The sequence below is a fragment of the Tissierella sp. MB52-C2 genome, assembly GCF_030931715.1.
Taxonomy (GTDB): domain Bacteria; phylum Bacillota; class Clostridia; order Tissierellales; family Tissierellaceae; genus Tissierella.
This window is the reverse complement of record NZ_CP133261.1, coordinates 252,824-269,798: the sequence shown is the minus strand read 5'-3', so window position 1 is coordinate 269,798 and position 16,975 is coordinate 252,824. Positions and strand designations below refer to the sequence as shown.

Genomic DNA, 16,975 nt, shown 5'->3' with positions numbered 1-16,975 from the left:
ACTTTAAAAAATGTAATACATTTGTAATACATTTGTAATCAATTTGAAAGGAGGCAAGTTAAAATAGTTAAATTTACTCAAAATTTCAAGGAGGACAAAAATATGTTTACAAAGAAAAGAAAAGTAATTTACTCATTAATAGCCGTCCTAATGCTTAGCTCATCTGCAGCTAATGCTACAAGCTTTGATCTAGCGAATTTTGATTGTAATTCAATATTAAATAATTACATCAAAGAGTACGGCATCAATTTCAATTATGACTCAAATAAAAATTCAAATACAGAACAAGATACAACAGACAGCAGTTGTTCTAAATTTGATTGGACAGCTATTGCTGATAAGTTAGGAAACTGTTTAACAATTCCTGCAAAATAAAGAGATATTTTTAAAAGATCAAATTTATAATATTAAGCAAATAGAAAAAGTTAAATTTTTTCATAATTTCAAGGAGGACAAAACATGTTTACAAGAAAAAGAAAGGTAGTATATTCATTAATAGCCGCAACAATATTTAGCTCATCTGCAGCAAGTGCTGCAAGCTTCGATCTTACAAATTTTGATTATAACTCAATATTAAATAATTATAGCAAAGAATATTCTATAAACTCTAACTATGATTGCAATAAGAATTCAAATACACAACAAAATACAACAGTTAAGGGCTATCCTAATTATAATTGGACAATAATTACTAATAGACCAGGATCTAAACCAGGAAATGTTGTAACAATTCCTAATACAAATAAACCTACAAAACCAACTTACCCAACAAAACCTAGTAATCCAGATCCAACTACACCGACTACACCTACCGAACCAACAACACCTACTAATCCTAAACCAACTACACCACCTACAACTGAAACACCATCAGTATCAGGATTATCAGCAATAGAAGCTGAAGTAGTTAGATTAGTAAACATTGAAAGACAAAAAGAAGGCTTAAAACCATTTGTAGCAAGCTCTGAGCTTTCAAAAGTAGCTAGGACAAAATCAGAGGATATGGCAACAAAGAACTATTTTAGTCACACTTCTCCTACTTATGGTTCACCTTTTGATATGATGAAATCCTTTGGTATTAAATATAATACTGCTGGAGAAAATATTGCAAAAGGTCAACTTACAGCCCAATCTGTAGTTAATGGATGGATGAATTCATCTGGACATAGGGCAAACATAATGAATCCTAGCTTTAATAAGATAGGTGTTGGTTTAGCTAAGTCAAGTAATGGGACAAACTACTGGACTCAAATGTTTACTAATTAGTTAGTCAAGAAAAATATTATTTAAATATATCTGTATTTGTGTGGTATAATAATAATTAGTCTTTCTATATAGAAGGGCTAATTATTTTTTTTGTGTAGGTGATAAAATGGATAAAGAAAACGAAAGAAAAAAATTGCTTGGTGAAGAACCAATAAAAAAATTACTTATTAGGTTTTCATTACCAGCAATTACGGGAATGGTGGTAAATGCCCTATATAACGTTGTTGATAGGATTTTCATTGGATTAGGTGTAGGTGACCTTGCCATAGGTGGATTATTTATTAGTTCCCCTATTTCCTTGATTATAATGGCATTTAGTATGTTAATAGGTATCGGTGGAAATACTTTAGTTTCCATTAAACTAGGACAAAACAAGAAAGAAGAAGCTGAAAGAGTTACAGGTAATTCATTTATTCTTTTAATTTTAGTTTCATTACTTATAACTATATTTGGACTTATGTTTTTAAAACCTTTATTGAACTTATTTGGTGCATCTACTTCTAATTTTCAGTATGCCTATGACTATATGAAAATTATACTTATTGGTGCTGTATTCCAAGCTGTTGGTCTTGGAATGAATAACTTTATTCGTGGTGAAGGAAGCCCGACAATCGCAATGAAAACCATGTTAATAGGAGCCATTTCAAATACCATACTTGACCCTATTTTTATATTTTGGTTTAAGATGGGCGTAAGTGGTGCTGCCCTAGCAACTATTATTTCACAAGCTCTATCTACCCTATGGGTTATGAGATATTTCTTCGGTGGAAATAGTATGCTAACTATTAAAAAAGATTATCTAAAACCTAAATTAGATATAACAAAGAAAATCATTGCCATTGGTCTTGGACCTTTTAGTATGCAGTTGGCTGGTAGTATGGTAACTGTATTATTAAATAATAGTTTAAAAAACTATGGCGGTGACTTAGCCAATTCAAGTATGGCTGTTATTAACAGTGTTGCTATGATGGTAATGATGCCTGTATTTGGTATCAATCAAGGTGCACAGCCTATTATTGGATTTAACTATGGGGCAGAGAAGTACGATAGAGTCAAGCAAACTTTGAAATATGCAATTATAGGTGCAACTTGTATAACCACTGTTGGATTTATATTGACCCAATTATTTCCTGTTCCATTATATAAAATGTTCATAAGTAAAGGTGGTAATTTAGCAGAAATAACCAAAATAGGTGTTCCTGGTATGAGAATATACTTAGCCATGTTTCCTATTGTAGGAATTCAAGTTGTAAGCTCCAATTATTTTCAAGCCATTGGAAAACCAAAACATGCTATGTTACTTAGTCTATCAAGACAAGTTTTAGTACTTATTCCTGCATTAATTATTTTGCCTAAACTTTATGGATTAACAGGAGTTTGGTTAGCAGGTCCTCTATCAGATCTCATTGCTTCTATAATTACTGTATATTTTGTAACTAGAAGTGTTAGAACTCTTGGAGTAGAAAAAAATTAAATTAAAAGGGCTAGTTTAAACTAGCCCTTTTATTATATCTCTAAACTGTTTAGTCATTCTAGCAGTAAATCCCCAAATTATATAATTATTATAATGATAAAACATAACAGAGTATCTGCCACGTCTCCAATTATAGTCTCTTCCCTTGGGGATTAAATTATATGGAAATTCATCATTTAATACAGTTTCTAAATCTAAATAATAAATATCAGGTTCATTTTCCAAGAAGAAATCTAATGGTACTGTAAATATATGGTCTACTTCATAAACATTTGGAACTATATTATCCACATTTAATCCAGAAATTATGCCTAGAAAACAACGAATCGTCATATTGGCATAGGAAACCAAATAATCCAATTCTCCAATTATATTTATATTTTTTCTTTCTATATTTAGTTCTTCCATAGTTTCTCTTATGGCTGCCTCTACAAATGCTTCTTTATCTTCTACCTCTCCCCCTGGAAATGATATTTCGCCAGGCTGATTATTTAGATTTTTAGACCTAAGTTCATATATTATTTCCATTCTATTGTCTTTTTCAATAATTGGTATAAGTACAGAGTAATTCTTTTTTATATCTATAGGCATAGGAGTTCTATCTCTAATTATTTCACTGATTTTTTCTATATCCATCTTTTCCTCCTCTGGCTATTATAATGAAGACAAAATTAATTCTATCTATATAAAAATAAAAGGAGTCATAAAAGACTCCTTTAGTTTAAAGTAATTTTTCTCCTTCATCCCAATCTACTGGGCAAAGTCCACCTGTTTTTAATGCCTTAAGTACCCTAATGGTCTCATCTACTGATCTTCCTACGTTTAAATCATGAATTACTGAATATCTAACAATTCCTTCTGGATCTATGATAAATAATCCTCTTAAAGCAACTCCATCTTCCTCTAGCAATACTCCATAATCTCTTGATACTTGCTTAGTCATATCAGAAGCCATTGGGAAATTTACTTTTCCTAAACTAGAGTTAATCCATGCTTTATGTGAATGTTCACTATCTACTGATACAGATAATACTTCTGCACCTTCTTTTTTGAAATCTTCAATTCTCTTGCTATATGCTGTAATTTCTGTAGGGCATACAAAAGTAAAATCTAGTGGGTAAAAGAACATAACCAACCATTTACCTTGGTAATCAGTTAATTCTACTTTTCCAAAATTATTACCATCACCATCGCAAGTATTCATCTTAAAATCTGGTGCCTTTTTTCCAACTATTCTATCCATTTTATACCTCCGTATTTTATAATTTTTTATGGTGTGTTTCATTATTCTATTTATATCCATCTCTTTATAATTTAAACATACATTTGATAATAATTATCATTTAGTTTGATCTCTTCTTCTAAAAAGTATGTCTGCAATCTCCAATAATGTATTTTCCTTGTTGAGTACAGGAATAATATCTACCTTTTCTATTAATTTGTCTAAGGGTCCCAATTCCTCTTTATATATATTGATTGCTCTATCTTCTACTAAAGATAATAAATCTCTAAAATCATAAACCTTAAACTTTTCTATATTCAAACATTCTGCTTTTTTTTCTAATAAATAGATAAATAATTCTTCATAACTACAATCTTTACCTATGGAAAGCATCGAACATATCTTAGGTATTATGTGTTCAAATAAAGATCTCCTATAGGGGATTTCTGGAAGTTTCAATATCTTTTCAATCTCTCTTACTTCTTCCTCTTTTATATTAAGCAGAAATTCAAAATAATAATCTTTGTCTCCTTGAGGATGTATATAGTATTTATTACCCTTTAATCCTTTTATAGCTTTTAATCCATCATAATATCCAAGTTCTATATTTTTCTTAGCTTTATTTCCATCATATTCATAAGATTTTCCTATATTATCAGAAGGAGATATAAGTAAAGCATTTACATCTGATGGCAGATCTATTTTTCTAGTATATCCCATGGCATGAGTTCTCACTAAAATTAAGTCTTTGTATCCCTTTTCCAATAACATTTTAAATGGTAAATTGTCATAAAAGCCTCCATCTAAAAATCGCTCACCATTTATCTTTTCCGATTTAAATATGGGAAGATATGCACTCGCCATTAAATGATTTTTCAACTCACCTGCTGGTATATCTTCAACAAATGCATATAAAGGCTTTCTTTGACTTAAATTTATAGCCACCATTCCAAAATCCATTTTAGATTTTCTAATTTTTTCTTCATCTATATATATATCTAGCAATCCTTTTAATGGAGTAATATCTAATCCTCTTCCCGTTATTAAAACTTTTATTTTATCCTTTAGAAAAGATAAATCTTCCCTTACCAATTTCAACTGCATTATCTTGTCTATATCTTCATCATCTACATCTGCCACCATAGAATAAGTTATATCGCACCAAAGATCATAGCACCTTTCATAATCATTTTGTACTATCATTGCACCATTTAAGGCTCCAATTGAAGTACCTGCAATTCCACCTATTTCTACATTTAATTCCTTTAATGCTTTATATACACCTATATGATAAGAACCCTTCGCTCCCCCGCCTTCTAGAACTAATCCATGCATTATAACACATCCTTACTCCTTTACTATTTTTATTAATCCATCCTTATCAATATTAGTCTTGAAGTTTTTAGATATCTTATGTAGATAATTAATTTTTTCTGCGTTTTTATTATTATCTAAAGGTATCGGTCTACCACTTACTATTTCACAAGGTATTATTTTAATATTGTCAATATTTTTATTGATTAAGTTTACTTGTGCTATCATAGTATTGGAAGTAATTTCAGTTGATGTTCCAAATACAAAATTTCCTAAACTATAAAATATTGGCTTTCCTTTATAAATCTCTACTCCTTGCAAAACATGAGGATGATGTCCCATTACTATATCTACGCCAGAATCAATTAGTCTTTTAGCTAAATCCATTTCCTGTTTTCTTGGAGTATCACTTCTTTCTACACCCCAGTGAATAGCCAACACCATTATATCTGCTTCCTTCTTCATTTCCATTACTCTATCTGTTACTTCTTCTATATGAGGATCATATGCTCCAACAATTCCTGCTCTTTTGTCTGTAGCATACCATTTAACATCAGGGACTACTCTAGAAAATCCTAGTACTCCTACTTTAATTCCATTTTTTTCAACTATAGTGCCATTAATTGCATCCTTTTTATTATATCCACCCCCAACTCTTTTTATTTTGCTATTATCTATATATTTTAACGTATCCATAAGTCCATCATAACCATAATCTAGGGAATGGTTATTAGAAAGTGATACTATATCTATTCCTGCTTCTTCCATAGCCTTTATATTTCTTGGATCTGAACGAAAATTAAATTGTTTATCAGGCCATTTCTGTCCTTTAGTTGTAATACTTGTTTCCAAATTTCCTATGGTTATATCATCATTCTGGAAATATTCCTTCACCCTATCCCAAGGATAATTAAATCCGTTTTTATTTATATGTATCTTTACGCTTCCATCCATTAGTATATCTCCTATCAAAGAGATACTAAGGCTGCAAGTTTCTTCAGTTTCATCTATTGACTCAAATGCTTCTATTGATGGTTCTTCCTTTTTTTCTTTTCTTGTTTTTTCACTTATTTGAATTTCAGTATCATTTTTACTTCCCAAGACTTCTACAGCCTTAACAGAAAATAAACCTAGCAGTATACCTACTATTGACATAAGTAAATAAAATCTTTTTTTCATTTAAGCCTCCTAAATATAATTATTGGTTATTCTAAATATACCCTAATAATACAAAAAACTCCAACAACAACTATATTTTACTATAATTTATATAAATCTTTCATATTATCTTCTATAGTTTATGTTATTATTCTTATTTTCTATGATATAATATTGAATTATGAATTTAGGAGGATCGATATGGATAACAGAAAATCTTGGAAAGAATATTTTATGGAAATTACAGAATTAGTAGCAACACGCTCTACTTGTAATAGAGCTTTTGTAGGTTGTCTATTGGTTAATGACGATAATAGAATAGTATCTAGTGGATATAATGGTTCAGTTTCTGGAAATCCCCATTGTGATGATATTGGACATACTATGAGAGATGGACATTGTATTGCCACTATTCACGCTGAAATCAATGCCTTATTATATTGTGCCAGAGAAGGAATTTCTGTAAAGGGATGTACTGCCTATGTCACTCATTTCCCTTGTCTTAACTGTACTAAAGCACTAATTCAATCTGGAATCAAATGTATATACTATAAAAATGATTATAGAATAGATGATTATGCCGTAGAATTACTTAATAAAAACAATATAAATTTTGAAAAAATAGAATAACTCCGATTTCTGATGCTAGTCATCGGAAATCGGAGTTACTCTTTATTCCATTATTGCTTCTTTTGCTAACTTATCTGCTTCTTCATTATATTCTATACCAGAATGAGCCTTTACTTTTATGAATACTACCTTTAATTTATTCTTTATGGAATCATAAAAATTCTTATAGGCCTTTGTCCCATCTTTATTTGTTTTCCAACTGCCTATTGCCCATTGTTCTATTCCTGTATAGTCAAAATGAAGATATAGTGTATCTTTACCTTTTTCTATTGCCAATTCCATAGCTACCATGGCTCCCTTTATTTCTCCTGATACATTTCTCATTTCTGCCAATTCTTTGTTATTATCTCGCCCACTATATGTTTCCTTTCCATCATTGGTTATTAATACAACTCCATAGCTATAAGTAAAATGTTTTATATCAAAACTTCCATCTACGTAGGCTATTATTTCATTCTCTTTTAAACTACTTTCATCAACTAAGTCTAACTTCTCACTTCCACCATCTATAAATGTTAATGCTTCCTCATATGTGGAAAATTTCTTATATTCTGCTCCTGAATATCCTCTTACTTGCTCTTCGCACTTTCCCCAAGTCTCATATATACCTGGTACCTTTCCTTTTCTTACTGCATAGTAAAACTTTGCCATTTTGTCACCTCTATACTATTAATATCCTAATTATAGCATAATATAAATTTTTCAGTATGGATAACTGGATTTTTTAACACTCAGCTCTAATCCATGATATAATATATCTGTAGATTATATATTAAGGGGGTATTGATGGTGGATATTAACATAATTGGAGTACCTTTATACTATGGTTGTGATAGAAATGGTGCAAATTTAGGTCCTAAAATTCTTAGAGAAAATGGCATAATAGATATCATTAAAAAAAATGGACATAATGTTTATGATATGGGAGATACATATGTTCCAATTATACCTAATGAATTAAAATTTTGTGATCACCCAAAAATGAAATATTTGAATACAATAACGGAAATCACTACAAATTTAGCTAATAATGTATATTGCTCACTTAAAGAAAATCGTTTTCCTTTCATAATAGGAGGAGATCATGCCTTAGGTATGGGCAGTATTGCAGGTGCCAGTAATTTTTTTAGAGAGATGGCTGTGATTTGGGTTGATGCCCATGCTGATATAAATACCTTTGAAACATCACCTTCAGGTAATATACATGGTATGCCTCTTGCTGCATCAATGAATGTAGGATATAGTGACCTTAGAAATATTTATTATGATGGGCAAAAGGTGAAACCAGAAAATGTTTATATACTAGGAGGCAGAGATATTGACCCAGGTGAGTTTGCCCTTAGCGATGAACTTAATCTTAATATGTATACTATGGAAGCAATCCGTGAAAGAGGACTAGAAGATGTAATAAAGGAAATAATAGAGAAAATCAAAGCCTCCAATATAGACGGAGTACATCTGAGTTTCGATATAGATGTTCTAGATCCAACCCTTGTACCTGGTACAGGAACTCCTGTAGTTGGAGGATTCTCCATAGAAGAGGGAAAAGAAGTATTTACTTCTTTCTTAGGACAAGAGTTTGTTACTTCTATTGATTTTGTAGAGTTAAATCCTCTACTTGATAATGAAGATAAAACAACTATTAAAAGTTGCATTGAAATCCTTGAACATATATTTGAAATAATTGGCAAATAACACAAATATAAAGGGGTAAAGATATATATCTTTACCCCTTTATACTCTTTAAATTATATTCACTTAATAAATGATATAATATAAACAAATCTCAAATAAAATAACAGGAGTATAATATGGAAAATAAAAATCTATTAATCATAAGATATATAAATTTGCCTATAATAATACTTGGAATTACACTTATAGAAGTAAGAAGCTTTACTATTTTTCCTATAATATTGACTTTAATTTTTATTATAAATAATCAATTACGTTATTTTCTCTTTAGTAAAATTTCCACTTTTGTATTTTTATCTATTCTTCTTGACTTTGTATTGGGATACACATTATATACAAAATACCAAGGTTTACTTCTTCCATATTTCATCATAGGTATAACAGATAGTTTCTTCTTAATCAAAGACTTCAGCAGATATATCATCAGCCTTTTAGGCATTATGATTTTCTTATATTCTAGTAAGGACTTACCTATAGAACAACTATTAGCCTTTTTATCTTCTATGATTTCCTTACTATTTATTTCAAATATAATCGCAAAAGAACATAATAATAAATTGAAATTAGAGGATTTATATCATAGACTTAGACTATCAGAAGAAAATTTGATTAAAACAAATCAAGAACTAGAAATATATGCAAATTCAATCAGTGAATTGTCTATCCTTAAAGAAAGAAATAGAATTTCAAGGGAAATCCATGATAGTGTAGGTCATAGCCTATCTACTATAATAATTCAATTAGGTGCCATAGAAAAAATAGGAAAGGACAATGGAGAAGCTGCATCTTTAATGGCGTCAAACTTAAAAGTCTTTGCTAAAGATGGACTTGAAGAAATTAGAAAGGCTCTAAGAGAACTTAAACCTAAGGAGTTTAAGGAATATGAATCTCTACTAATTATTGAAAATTTAATAAAAGATTTTAAAAAATTAACAGGAATAGATGTTAAGTTTGGATTCTCTAAAAACAAATGGCAAATCAGTGAGGAAACTTCTTTAGTTTTATATAGGTCTATCCAAGAGTTTTTGTCTAACTCTGCTAAACATGGAAAGGCTACTAAAATCAATATCTTCTTACACTTTGGAGATGATTTAATTCTTACTTTACAAGACAATGGAATAGGTACAAATACTATCAAAAAAGGAATAGGTCTAACCAGTATATCCGAAAGAGTAAAGGAACTTGGAGGGAATATTAGTTATGAAAGTAAAGAAGATAAGGGCTTCTTCCTTAGAATAGTTTTAAAATCGGTGAATAGTTTAGACCAGTAAAAAATAATAATAAATAGTTATTCAATATTAACTGGATAAACAAAGTAAGTAGTATTTATAAAATTGAATGCCATAGTTTTAGTAACTGCTTATATTAGTTATTACATATATTGGGGGTATATTATGAAAAAAATCAAAATAGCAATTGTTGACGATGAGAAATTAATACGAGAAGGCTTAAAAATTATACTTTCTACTTATGATGATATAGATATTGTATCTATGGCTGGAGATGGATATGAAGCGCTAAATATATGTAAATCTAAAGATATTGATTTAGTTCTAATGGATGTACGAATGCCTATATGTAATGGAGTAATTGGTACAAAAATTATAAAAGATGAGTTTCCAGATACTAAAGTTTTAATCTTAACTACATTTAAAGATATGGAATACATACAAGAAGCCTTGAAAAATGGAGCATCTGGTTATCTTTTAAAGGACAGTTCTTCTGACTTAATTTATGAGGGTATTAAGGCAGCCGTAAAGGGTAATATAGTCATTCATCCTGAAATTGCAACTAATATCCTTAATCATAGTTCAATAGAAAACGATGTAGATAAAACCCTTGAAGAATACGATCTAAGCCAGAAAGAATACGAGATTATAAAGTATATTGCAGATGGTCTATCTAATAAGGAAATTGGTGAAAAACTATTTCTTTCTGAGGGAACTATTAAAAATAATGTAAGTACAATTCTATCAAAACTTAATCTTCGTGATCGTACACAAATAGTGGTCTTTGCCTTTAAAAACAATCTTACTAAGTAGTGACTTTAGTCACTACTTTTTCATTACCTAGGGCAATGTGATTTAATTATGATTTTTCATATAATGAAAATATAAAGGAGGGTTTTATATGAATATAATAGAAATTAAAAACATAAGTAAAAAATTTGAAGACAAACTCGTACTTGATAATATTTCTTTTAATATTGAAGAAGGAGATATTTTTGGTTTAATTGGCCCAAATGGTGCTGGAAAATCTACATTGATAAATATTATGACTGGATTACTAGATTCTAATAATGGTAGTATTTCAATTGGTGGATTTGATATAAAAAAAGAACCATTAAAGGCAAAGGAATTTCTAGGATTAGTACCACAGGAATTAGCCTTAATGGAAAATATATCTGCCTATGATAATTTAGAATTCTTTGGCAGCCTATATGGCTTAAAGAGAAAAACCCTAAAAGAAAAAATTGGTTATGCCTTAGATATTACTGGGCTTACTGAAAAGAGAAATGATAAGGTAAAGAAGTTTTCTGGTGGAATGAAAAGAAGGCTCAATCTTGCTGCTGCCATAATGCATGAACCAAAAGTATTAATCCTTGATGAGCCTACAGTAGGTATCGACCCTCAGTCAAGAAATCATATTTTTGAATTTATTAAATCTGTGAATAGAGAAAGAAATGCTACTATTCTTTATACTTCACATTATATGGAAGAAGTAGAATACCTTTGTAACAATATCTTTATAATGGATGAAGGTAAGGAAATAGCATATGGAAATAAAAAGACAGTAAAATCTATGATTAGTGATAATAATAAAGTTAATTTAAGAGTTGACAAAATCAACAAGGATTTAATAAGTAATATTGAGCTAATGGATTCAGTAATAAATTGTGATACTTCCCCGGATGAAATCAAACTCTTAGTTAAGGGAGATACTTTTAAATTAGAACCCTTATTAAAGATTCTTGAAAAAAATAACTCTATAATAAAAAGTATTAATGTCGACGAGCCAAATCTAGAGGAAGTATTTTTAAGCCTTACTGGAAAGAATTTACGGGATTAGGAGTGATATGATGAAATTATTAGCTTATTTAAAAGTTTCCTTAAAAGGAATCATAAAGGAATTTCCTACCTTTGTATTATCCTATGCTATTTATCCCATAGTACTTGCATTAGTAATGGGATATGTACAGAAGGATATGTTTACTCCTGCAATAAACGATCCTATTTTCTCAATTATCATAGTAGATGAAGATAATACTAAGGAGTCTCAAAGCTTAATATCCTTTTTAAATAGTGCAGATATGTCTCAGGTACTCACTGTCCAACCAAGTGATAGTGATAAATTTGATTATACCCTTAGAGTTCCAAAGGGATATAGTAGTAGTTTACTCGGTAAGAATTCTGCCTCTGTAAAAGTAGAAGCAGAAGAAAAGTCTTCTACTACTATGGGAAATATATTGGTAAATATAGTAGATAAATATAATCTTGAAGTAAGTCAGGGATTAATCATTAGTGAAGGAATTGAAGGAAGTTCGTTATCTGAAGAAAATAAGGAAAATTTAATTATGGAACTCCGTAGTGCATTAGGTAATGCCTATGATACAAATTCAATAAAGGATAATATTCACAAAGTTAGAAAAAGCTTAAATTCTTTTGAATACTACTCTGTTGCATTCTTAAATTTTTCTTTCATTATATTTCTAATGGCAGTTGTTGCATCAGATGCTTTAGAAAAGGAACAAGGTCTATATAGTAGAATAATGTCCACATCTATGACAAAAGTTCAATACTTTAATTATGGTGTTATGTCAAATTATTTGATGATGTTAGTGGCCAATTTAATTTATGTTGGTGCATATAGAATAAGTGGACTATCCTTTAAAGGTTCACTGCCTATTTTACTTTTAATTGTCTTAGTACAAAGCCTTATGATAACAATTATAGGCAGCTTGATTTCTACCTTATTTAAGAAAAAATATGGATTACCTTTTTTGCAAGTATTCCTAGTAGTGCATATGATATTAGGTGGAATGGTAGGCCCTTTACACAAATGGAACAGTAATCCTATCTTTAATTTTTTTGCTAAATATAAACTAGATGCAGTCATTGTAAATAGCTATAGAAATTATATAATCAACAATAATCTATCTTCTATATCTAACTATTTATTAATTATGGTAGGAATATCTGCGATACTTTATTTAATCAATATCTTATTAATTAAAATGAAATGGGGTGTAAGTAAATGAATCTAGTTCAACTAATAATTGTAAACATAAAAAGAATGTTAAAAGATCCCAGTAAAATTGGATTTATGCTTATAATGCCTATTGCTGTAATATTTTTTGTTAATTTCCTAGAAAGTGGAGATACACATACATCTAGTACAATATCCAATATCAGTGTGGCTTATAATATTGAAGATAAAGGTAATTTATGGGATGAAGTCTCTATTCCATCTAAATCTCAATGGGTATTTCACAATGAAAAAAGTAAAGCCTTAGATCTACTTGAAACCAATGAAGTTGCTGTAGTATATAATATACCTGCTGACTTTAGTGATAAAATTAATAGCTATGAAAAGCCAATTATTGAATCTTATAAAAGAGAAGAAGGAAATATAACAGTTCCATTGGAAATGGAAATAAATAATAAAATAAATGAGTTTATCAAAGAAAAATTACTTCTTGATAAAGGCATAATTTCAGATAAAGATGATTTATATATTCTTAAAACTGAAACATTTCTTGAGAGAAATCAAAAAGTAATCACTGGAGATATGAATCTAGTAACCATGATGTTAGTATATTTTATCATTTTAGGTGCTTCTCCTATTGTTGTAGAATTAATGGAATTTAAGAAAAAAAATATTATTTCAAGGGCTATTACTACTCCAAATAAAAGTAGTGTAATTTTAGGAAGTCTAGGTTTATCTCTATTATTTTTTCAAGTCGTAGGAAATACCATAGTTGTATTATTAGGTACAAAACTCATAGGTTATAACATAGTTAATCTTCCTATCATCATTATAAATCTTACTTTAGCTAGCCTTTTCTCCATCACTTTATCTCTGGCTATGACTAGATTATTTAATAATGAGAGTTCTGCTTCTTTAATTACAGCCTTAATCGCTATGATGACACTATTTTTATCTGTATTTTCTCAAGAGGGAATGTATCAGAATCTTCCTCAATTTATAGTAAACTTAGGTAAATTTACTCCACAATACTGGATATTTGATAGTCTAGAAAAATCAATATTATTTCCAAATGTATTTATAGTCTTACTTATAGTTTTGGCATTATTTACTGCTGGTAACTATAGATTAAAAGATTTAATTAAAAAATAAGACAGGATTTCCTGCCTTATTTCAGGCCGTCGACATTCTATATGTTGATGGCTTTTTAATATCTATGATTAGTAAAAGAATTATACTATACTGATTATTAGTCAGATAATATACACATTACTTGCCCGAATTTTTTAATCCAACTGTAGAAAAGAAATTTTAAATATGATACACTGATTTTATTACAGTAGCGAACAAATTTTATATTATCTGCACGGCAAGCATAATCTTGGTTTTCCGTGGGTTTTTAAAACGAATTTCTTGATTTCTTTCTTGACTTTGACGTCGCGTCAACCTATATACTTATAATTGAAAGGGGGGATAGTCATGGAACTGCAAACCATAAGTCAAGTATCTAAATATTTTTCAATTTCAACCCGGACACTTAGATATTACGAGCAAATAGGGTTGATAACACCTGTGAAAAAAGAAGGTTTTGCTTATCGTGCATATGATATGGAAACCATTACACGTCTGCATCAGATTATTATTCTACGCAAACTAAGGATACCTCTTAAACAGATTGCCAGGATTCTGCAAAGCACAGATGTGCGTGTTGCAATCGAAGCCTTTGAGCACAACCTTATGGAAATTGAGGACGAAATTACCGCACTCTCCACTATCCGTAGCATTATTAAAGCCTTTATCGAACATCTAAATCTTGGAAGCGCAATATTCGCACTACCAGATGATGAAGGCTTATTAGAAATTGTAGATTCATTGACTGTCTCTAAAATTAATTTCAAGGAGGAAAAGTCAATGGAACAACTTAACCACGCAAGCGAGAAGCTTAGTAAACTTGAAGACAAAGATGTACGGATTGTTTACCTTCCGCCTATGACCGTGGCTGCCGCTTACGCATCGGGAGAAGGCTGTGAAGGCAAAGCGATGGACATGATTAATCAATTTATAAAAGATAGTGGATTGTTAAAAATTAAACCCGACGCCCGAAGTTTTGGTTTTGACTGCTCTAAGGAGGCAATAGCAATCGGAGAACCATCACATGTATATGAAGGGTGGGTATCTGTTCCCAACGACATAGAAATACCTATGCCTTTAGTAAAGCGAACCTTTAACGGTGGGTTATATGCTGCGCATGTATTGAGGACATGGGATTTTGAAGATTGGCGTTTATTAAGAGAATGGGTTAATGCAAGTGATAAGTATGATAACGACTGGGGTTCCCCACGCTGGACATCGCCAGAAACCAGTGCGGGGCAGGGATTTGAAGAAACATTGAATTTTTATAATTTTGCACAAAAAGGTGGTAAAATGGAAAATTTACAGCTTGATTTATTATTCCCTATTAAGGAGAAGGACAATGGAAAATTATAAAATTGATTCGATAATATCATTTGGTGACTACAACTGGCGTGTGCTTGACATAAAAAACAATGCGGCTTTGATTATAACTGAAGAAATAATAGAACAACGTCCTTACCATGATGCTTATAAAGATATAACATGGGCTGACTGCGCGTTAAGAAAATATCTTAATGGTGAATTTTATGACAAATTCAACGCAACTGATAAATCAAGGATAATTCCGGTAATAAATAAAAATCTTGACAATCAGTGGTATGGTTCAAAGGGCGGAGCAGATACGCAAGATAGTATATTTTTATTAAGCCTTGAGGAAGTGTGCAAATATTTCGGTGATAGCCGTTCAAAACTGCAAAATCGAGGAAAAAATCAAAGATATTGGTTTGAAAGAAAAGATGAAAACAACAGTAAGCGAATAGCAAGACTTCAGGGTAAAGAATGGGGTTGGTGGTGGTGGCTTCGGTCGCCCGGCCGTGTTAATGTAAAAGCCGTGTACATCTTTGGGACTAACGGTAATATAGGTATCCAAGGCAACAATATATTGAAAGGCAACATCAGCGATGGCAAATGTACAGGCGGCGTTCGTCCCGCTTTGTGGTTAAATATATAATTTGAATTATGGCTAATAAGTATAATACCGTAGGGAGCAAGGAACTCTATGCACTCCGAAGCCAAACTATTGAACTGGTCTTTGCAGATGCTAAGGAGCTTCATGGTATTCGTTATGCCAGCATAAAGGTTTAGACCGAGTGAAAATGGAACTAAACCTCTTATTTGCTTGTATGAATCCTAAAAAATTGGCAAATAGGTTGCGGAAGAACGACTTAACCCCTTTGCTTTTCCGCTTGTTTGTGTCAATATTTGAAGGTTTTGAAAAAAATTTTGTGAACTTGAAATTGCTTCTTGATTTTTGCAACCAAGAAGCAATAAGTCAACAATCTGAATAAGACAGGATATATCCTGTCTTATTCTTCTCCCCTTATGCTTTCTAATATTTTAACCATATCATCATAAGTCATTGCTCCTGGCACTCCACCTAATAATATTCCATCTTTGTCTACAAAATAAGATGTAGGAAATCCACTTACTAAATAAGTCTGTGATACTTCTCCATCTTCATCTAAAACTACTTCAAATTCATATTTTCCTTCCTCAATATATTTTTCAACAGTTTTCTTATCTTCCATTACATCTACTGCAAGAACTACTAAATCATCATTTTCATTATCTAGCCTTTGTAAATCTGGCATTTCCTTATCACACCAAGTACACCAAGTAGCCCAGAAGTTTATTAGAACTATTTTACCTCTATAATCTGATAAGGATACTTCTTCACCCTGTAAATTTTTAAGAGTAAAATCTGGAGCCTCTATTATTATATCTTCATCTTCCTCTGGTGTTTGTTCATCAGGGGTTTGACCATCTTCTATATTGTTTTCTACCTGATTTATATCCTCTTCTTTATCTTGTTTACCGCATCCTCCTATAAATAGCGTTAATGCCAAAATCATTATCAATATTTTTTTCATATTCTC

General features: G+C 30.7%; 18 protein-coding genes. 12 read left to right on the top strand and 6 right to left on the bottom strand.

Going from position 1 to position 16,975, the window contains the following annotated elements:
• Nucleotides 1-102: 102 nt before the first annotated feature.
• The 3 genes from RBU61_RS01275 to RBU61_RS01265 all read left to right on the top strand — a co-directional run bounded on the left by RBU61_RS01275 (nt 103) and on the right by RBU61_RS01265 (nt 2,740).
• Nucleotides 103-375 carry a hypothetical protein gene (locus RBU61_RS01275; RefSeq protein ID WP_308877615.1) on the top strand — a complete coding sequence of 91 codons (273 nt, stop codon included), beginning with the start codon at nt 103-105 and terminating at the stop codon, nt 373-375.
• 84 nt (nt 376-459) lie between these two features.
• Nucleotides 460-1,266 carry a CAP domain-containing protein gene (locus tag RBU61_RS01270; protein WP_308877614.1) on the top strand — a complete coding sequence of 269 codons (807 nt, stop codon included), beginning with the start codon at nt 460-462 and terminating at the stop codon, nt 1,264-1,266.
• A gap of 106 nt (nt 1,267-1,372) precedes the next feature.
• Nucleotides 1,373-2,740: an MATE family efflux transporter gene (locus tag RBU61_RS01265; RefSeq protein WP_308877613.1), complete on the top strand. Its 1,368-nt coding sequence runs from the start codon at nt 1,373-1,375 to the stop codon at nt 2,738-2,740.
• Between the two features lie 15 nt (nt 2,741-2,755).
• Here the strand turns inward: RBU61_RS01265 and RBU61_RS01260 are convergent, their stop codons facing one another.
• The 4 genes from RBU61_RS01260 to RBU61_RS01245 form a co-directional block, all read right to left on the bottom strand.
• Nucleotides 2,756-3,376: a CoA pyrophosphatase gene (locus RBU61_RS01260; RefSeq protein WP_308877612.1), complete on the bottom strand. Its 621-nt coding sequence runs from the start codon at nt 3,374-3,376 to the stop codon at nt 2,756-2,758.
• Between the two features lie 85 nt (nt 3,377-3,461).
• Complete coding sequence (locus tag RBU61_RS01255; RefSeq protein ID WP_308877611.1) at nt 3,462-3,983, bottom strand: peroxiredoxin; 522 nt, start codon at nt 3,981-3,983, stop codon at nt 3,462-3,464.
• 96 nt (nt 3,984-4,079) lie between these two features.
• Nucleotides 4,080-5,297 carry a patatin-like phospholipase family protein gene (locus RBU61_RS01250; RefSeq protein ID WP_308877610.1) on the bottom strand — a complete coding sequence of 406 codons (1,218 nt, stop codon included), beginning with the start codon at nt 5,295-5,297 and terminating at the stop codon, nt 4,080-4,082.
• Nucleotides 5,298-5,309: 12 nt separating this feature from the next.
• Complete coding sequence (locus tag RBU61_RS01245) at nt 5,310-6,455, bottom strand: CapA family protein (RefSeq protein WP_308877607.1); 1,146 nt, start codon at nt 6,453-6,455, stop codon at nt 5,310-5,312.
• 180 nt (nt 6,456-6,635) lie between these two features.
• Between RBU61_RS01245 and RBU61_RS01240 the strand changes: the two genes are divergently transcribed.
• Nucleotides 6,636-7,064, top strand: coding sequence for a deaminase (locus RBU61_RS01240; protein ID WP_308877606.1), 429 nt, complete (start codon nt 6,636-6,638; stop codon nt 7,062-7,064).
• 42 nt (nt 7,065-7,106) lie between these two features.
• Here the strand turns inward: RBU61_RS01240 and RBU61_RS01235 are convergent, their stop codons facing one another.
• Nucleotides 7,107-7,715, bottom strand: a complete 609-nt coding sequence (locus tag RBU61_RS01235) for a ribonuclease H family protein (RefSeq protein WP_308877605.1) — start codon at nt 7,713-7,715, stop codon at nt 7,107-7,109.
• 135 nt (nt 7,716-7,850) lie between these two features.
• On the opposite strand from RBU61_RS01235, the gene rocF reads away from it, so the two are divergent.
• From rocF to RBU61_RS01195, 8 genes are all read left to right on the top strand, one after another.
• Nucleotides 7,851-8,759 carry an arginase gene (gene rocF, locus RBU61_RS01230; protein ID WP_308877604.1) on the top strand — a complete coding sequence of 303 codons (909 nt, stop codon included), beginning with the start codon at nt 7,851-7,853 and terminating at the stop codon, nt 8,757-8,759.
• 116 nt (nt 8,760-8,875) lie between these two features.
• Nucleotides 8,876-10,030: a sensor histidine kinase gene (locus RBU61_RS01225; protein ID WP_308877602.1), complete on the top strand. Its 1,155-nt coding sequence runs from the start codon at nt 8,876-8,878 to the stop codon at nt 10,028-10,030.
• Nucleotides 10,031-10,153: 123 nt separating this feature from the next.
• Complete coding sequence (locus tag RBU61_RS01220) at nt 10,154-10,801, top strand: response regulator transcription factor (protein ID WP_308877601.1); 648 nt, start codon at nt 10,154-10,156, stop codon at nt 10,799-10,801.
• A gap of 88 nt (nt 10,802-10,889) precedes the next feature.
• Nucleotides 10,890-11,828: an ABC transporter ATP-binding protein gene (locus tag RBU61_RS01215; RefSeq protein ID WP_308877600.1), complete on the top strand. Its 939-nt coding sequence runs from the start codon at nt 10,890-10,892 to the stop codon at nt 11,826-11,828.
• Between the two features lie 10 nt (nt 11,829-11,838).
• Nucleotides 11,839-13,017 carry an ABC transporter permease gene (locus RBU61_RS01210; RefSeq protein WP_308877599.1) on the top strand — a complete coding sequence of 393 codons (1,179 nt, stop codon included), beginning with the start codon at nt 11,839-11,841 and terminating at the stop codon, nt 13,015-13,017.
• Nucleotides 13,014-14,117, top strand: a complete 1,104-nt coding sequence (locus RBU61_RS01205; protein ID WP_308877597.1) for an ABC transporter permease — start codon at nt 13,014-13,016, stop codon at nt 14,115-14,117. The genes RBU61_RS01210 and RBU61_RS01205 overlap by 4 nt, the downstream gene beginning before the upstream one ends.
• Before the next feature lie 327 nt (nt 14,118-14,444).
• Nucleotides 14,445-15,452: a MerR family transcriptional regulator gene (locus RBU61_RS01200; RefSeq protein ID WP_308877596.1), complete on the top strand. Its 1,008-nt coding sequence runs from the start codon at nt 14,445-14,447 to the stop codon at nt 15,450-15,452.
• Nucleotides 15,439-16,050 (top strand): DUF6273 domain-containing protein, encoded by a 612-nt coding sequence (locus tag RBU61_RS01195; RefSeq protein ID WP_308877595.1) that lies wholly within the window; start codon nt 15,439-15,441, stop codon nt 16,048-16,050. The genes RBU61_RS01200 and RBU61_RS01195 overlap by 14 nt, the downstream gene beginning before the upstream one ends.
• Nucleotides 16,051-16,405: 355 nt before the next feature.
• On the opposite strand, the gene RBU61_RS01190 is transcribed toward RBU61_RS01195, so the two are convergent.
• A complete protein-coding gene (locus tag RBU61_RS01190; protein ID WP_308877594.1) occupies nt 16,406-16,969 on the bottom strand; it encodes a redoxin domain-containing protein in 564 nt (187 codons plus the stop codon).
• Nucleotides 16,970-16,975: the final 6 nt, after the last annotated feature.

Excerpts from the sequence above, each read along its gene's own strand:
- RBU61_RS01275 (WP_308877615.1), top strand. The coding sequence starts at position 103 with ATGTTTACAAAGAAAAGAAAAGTAATTTACTCATTAATAGCCGTCCTA.
- RBU61_RS01270 (WP_308877614.1), top strand. The coding sequence starts at position 460 with ATGTTTACAAGAAAAAGAAAGGTAGTATATTCATTAATAGCCGCAACA.
- RBU61_RS01265 (WP_308877613.1), top strand. The coding sequence starts at position 1,373 with ATGGATAAAGAAAACGAAAGAAAAAAATTGCTTGGTGAAGAACCAATA.
- RBU61_RS01260 (WP_308877612.1), bottom strand. The coding sequence starts at position 3,376 with ATGGATATAGAAAAAATCAGTGAAATAATTAGAGATAGAACTCCTATG.
- RBU61_RS01255 (WP_308877611.1), bottom strand. The coding sequence starts at position 3,983 with ATGGATAGAATAGTTGGAAAAAAGGCACCAGATTTTAAGATGAATACT.
- RBU61_RS01250 (WP_308877610.1), bottom strand. The coding sequence starts at position 5,297 with ATGCATGGATTAGTTCTAGAAGGCGGGGGAGCGAAGGGTTCTTATCAT.
- RBU61_RS01245 (WP_308877607.1), bottom strand. The coding sequence starts at position 6,455 with ATGAAAAAAAGATTTTATTTACTTATGTCAATAGTAGGTATACTGCTA.
- RBU61_RS01240 (WP_308877606.1), top strand. The coding sequence starts at position 6,636 with ATGGATAACAGAAAATCTTGGAAAGAATATTTTATGGAAATTACAGAA.
- RBU61_RS01235 (WP_308877605.1), bottom strand. The coding sequence starts at position 7,715 with ATGGCAAAGTTTTACTATGCAGTAAGAAAAGGAAAGGTACCAGGTATA.
- rocF (WP_308877604.1), top strand. The coding sequence starts at position 7,851 with ATGGTGGATATTAACATAATTGGAGTACCTTTATACTATGGTTGTGAT.
- RBU61_RS01225 (WP_308877602.1), top strand. The coding sequence starts at position 8,876 with ATGGAAAATAAAAATCTATTAATCATAAGATATATAAATTTGCCTATA.
- RBU61_RS01220 (WP_308877601.1), top strand. The coding sequence starts at position 10,154 with ATGAAAAAAATCAAAATAGCAATTGTTGACGATGAGAAATTAATACGA.
- RBU61_RS01215 (WP_308877600.1), top strand. The coding sequence starts at position 10,890 with ATGAATATAATAGAAATTAAAAACATAAGTAAAAAATTTGAAGACAAA.
- RBU61_RS01210 (WP_308877599.1), top strand. The coding sequence starts at position 11,839 with ATGAAATTATTAGCTTATTTAAAAGTTTCCTTAAAAGGAATCATAAAG.
- RBU61_RS01205 (WP_308877597.1), top strand. The coding sequence starts at position 13,014 with ATGAATCTAGTTCAACTAATAATTGTAAACATAAAAAGAATGTTAAAA.
- RBU61_RS01200 (WP_308877596.1), top strand. The coding sequence starts at position 14,445 with ATGGAACTGCAAACCATAAGTCAAGTATCTAAATATTTTTCAATTTCA.
- RBU61_RS01195 (WP_308877595.1), top strand. The coding sequence starts at position 15,439 with ATGGAAAATTATAAAATTGATTCGATAATATCATTTGGTGACTACAAC.
- RBU61_RS01190 (WP_308877594.1), bottom strand. The coding sequence starts at position 16,969 with ATGAAAAAAATATTGATAATGATTTTGGCATTAACGCTATTTATAGGA.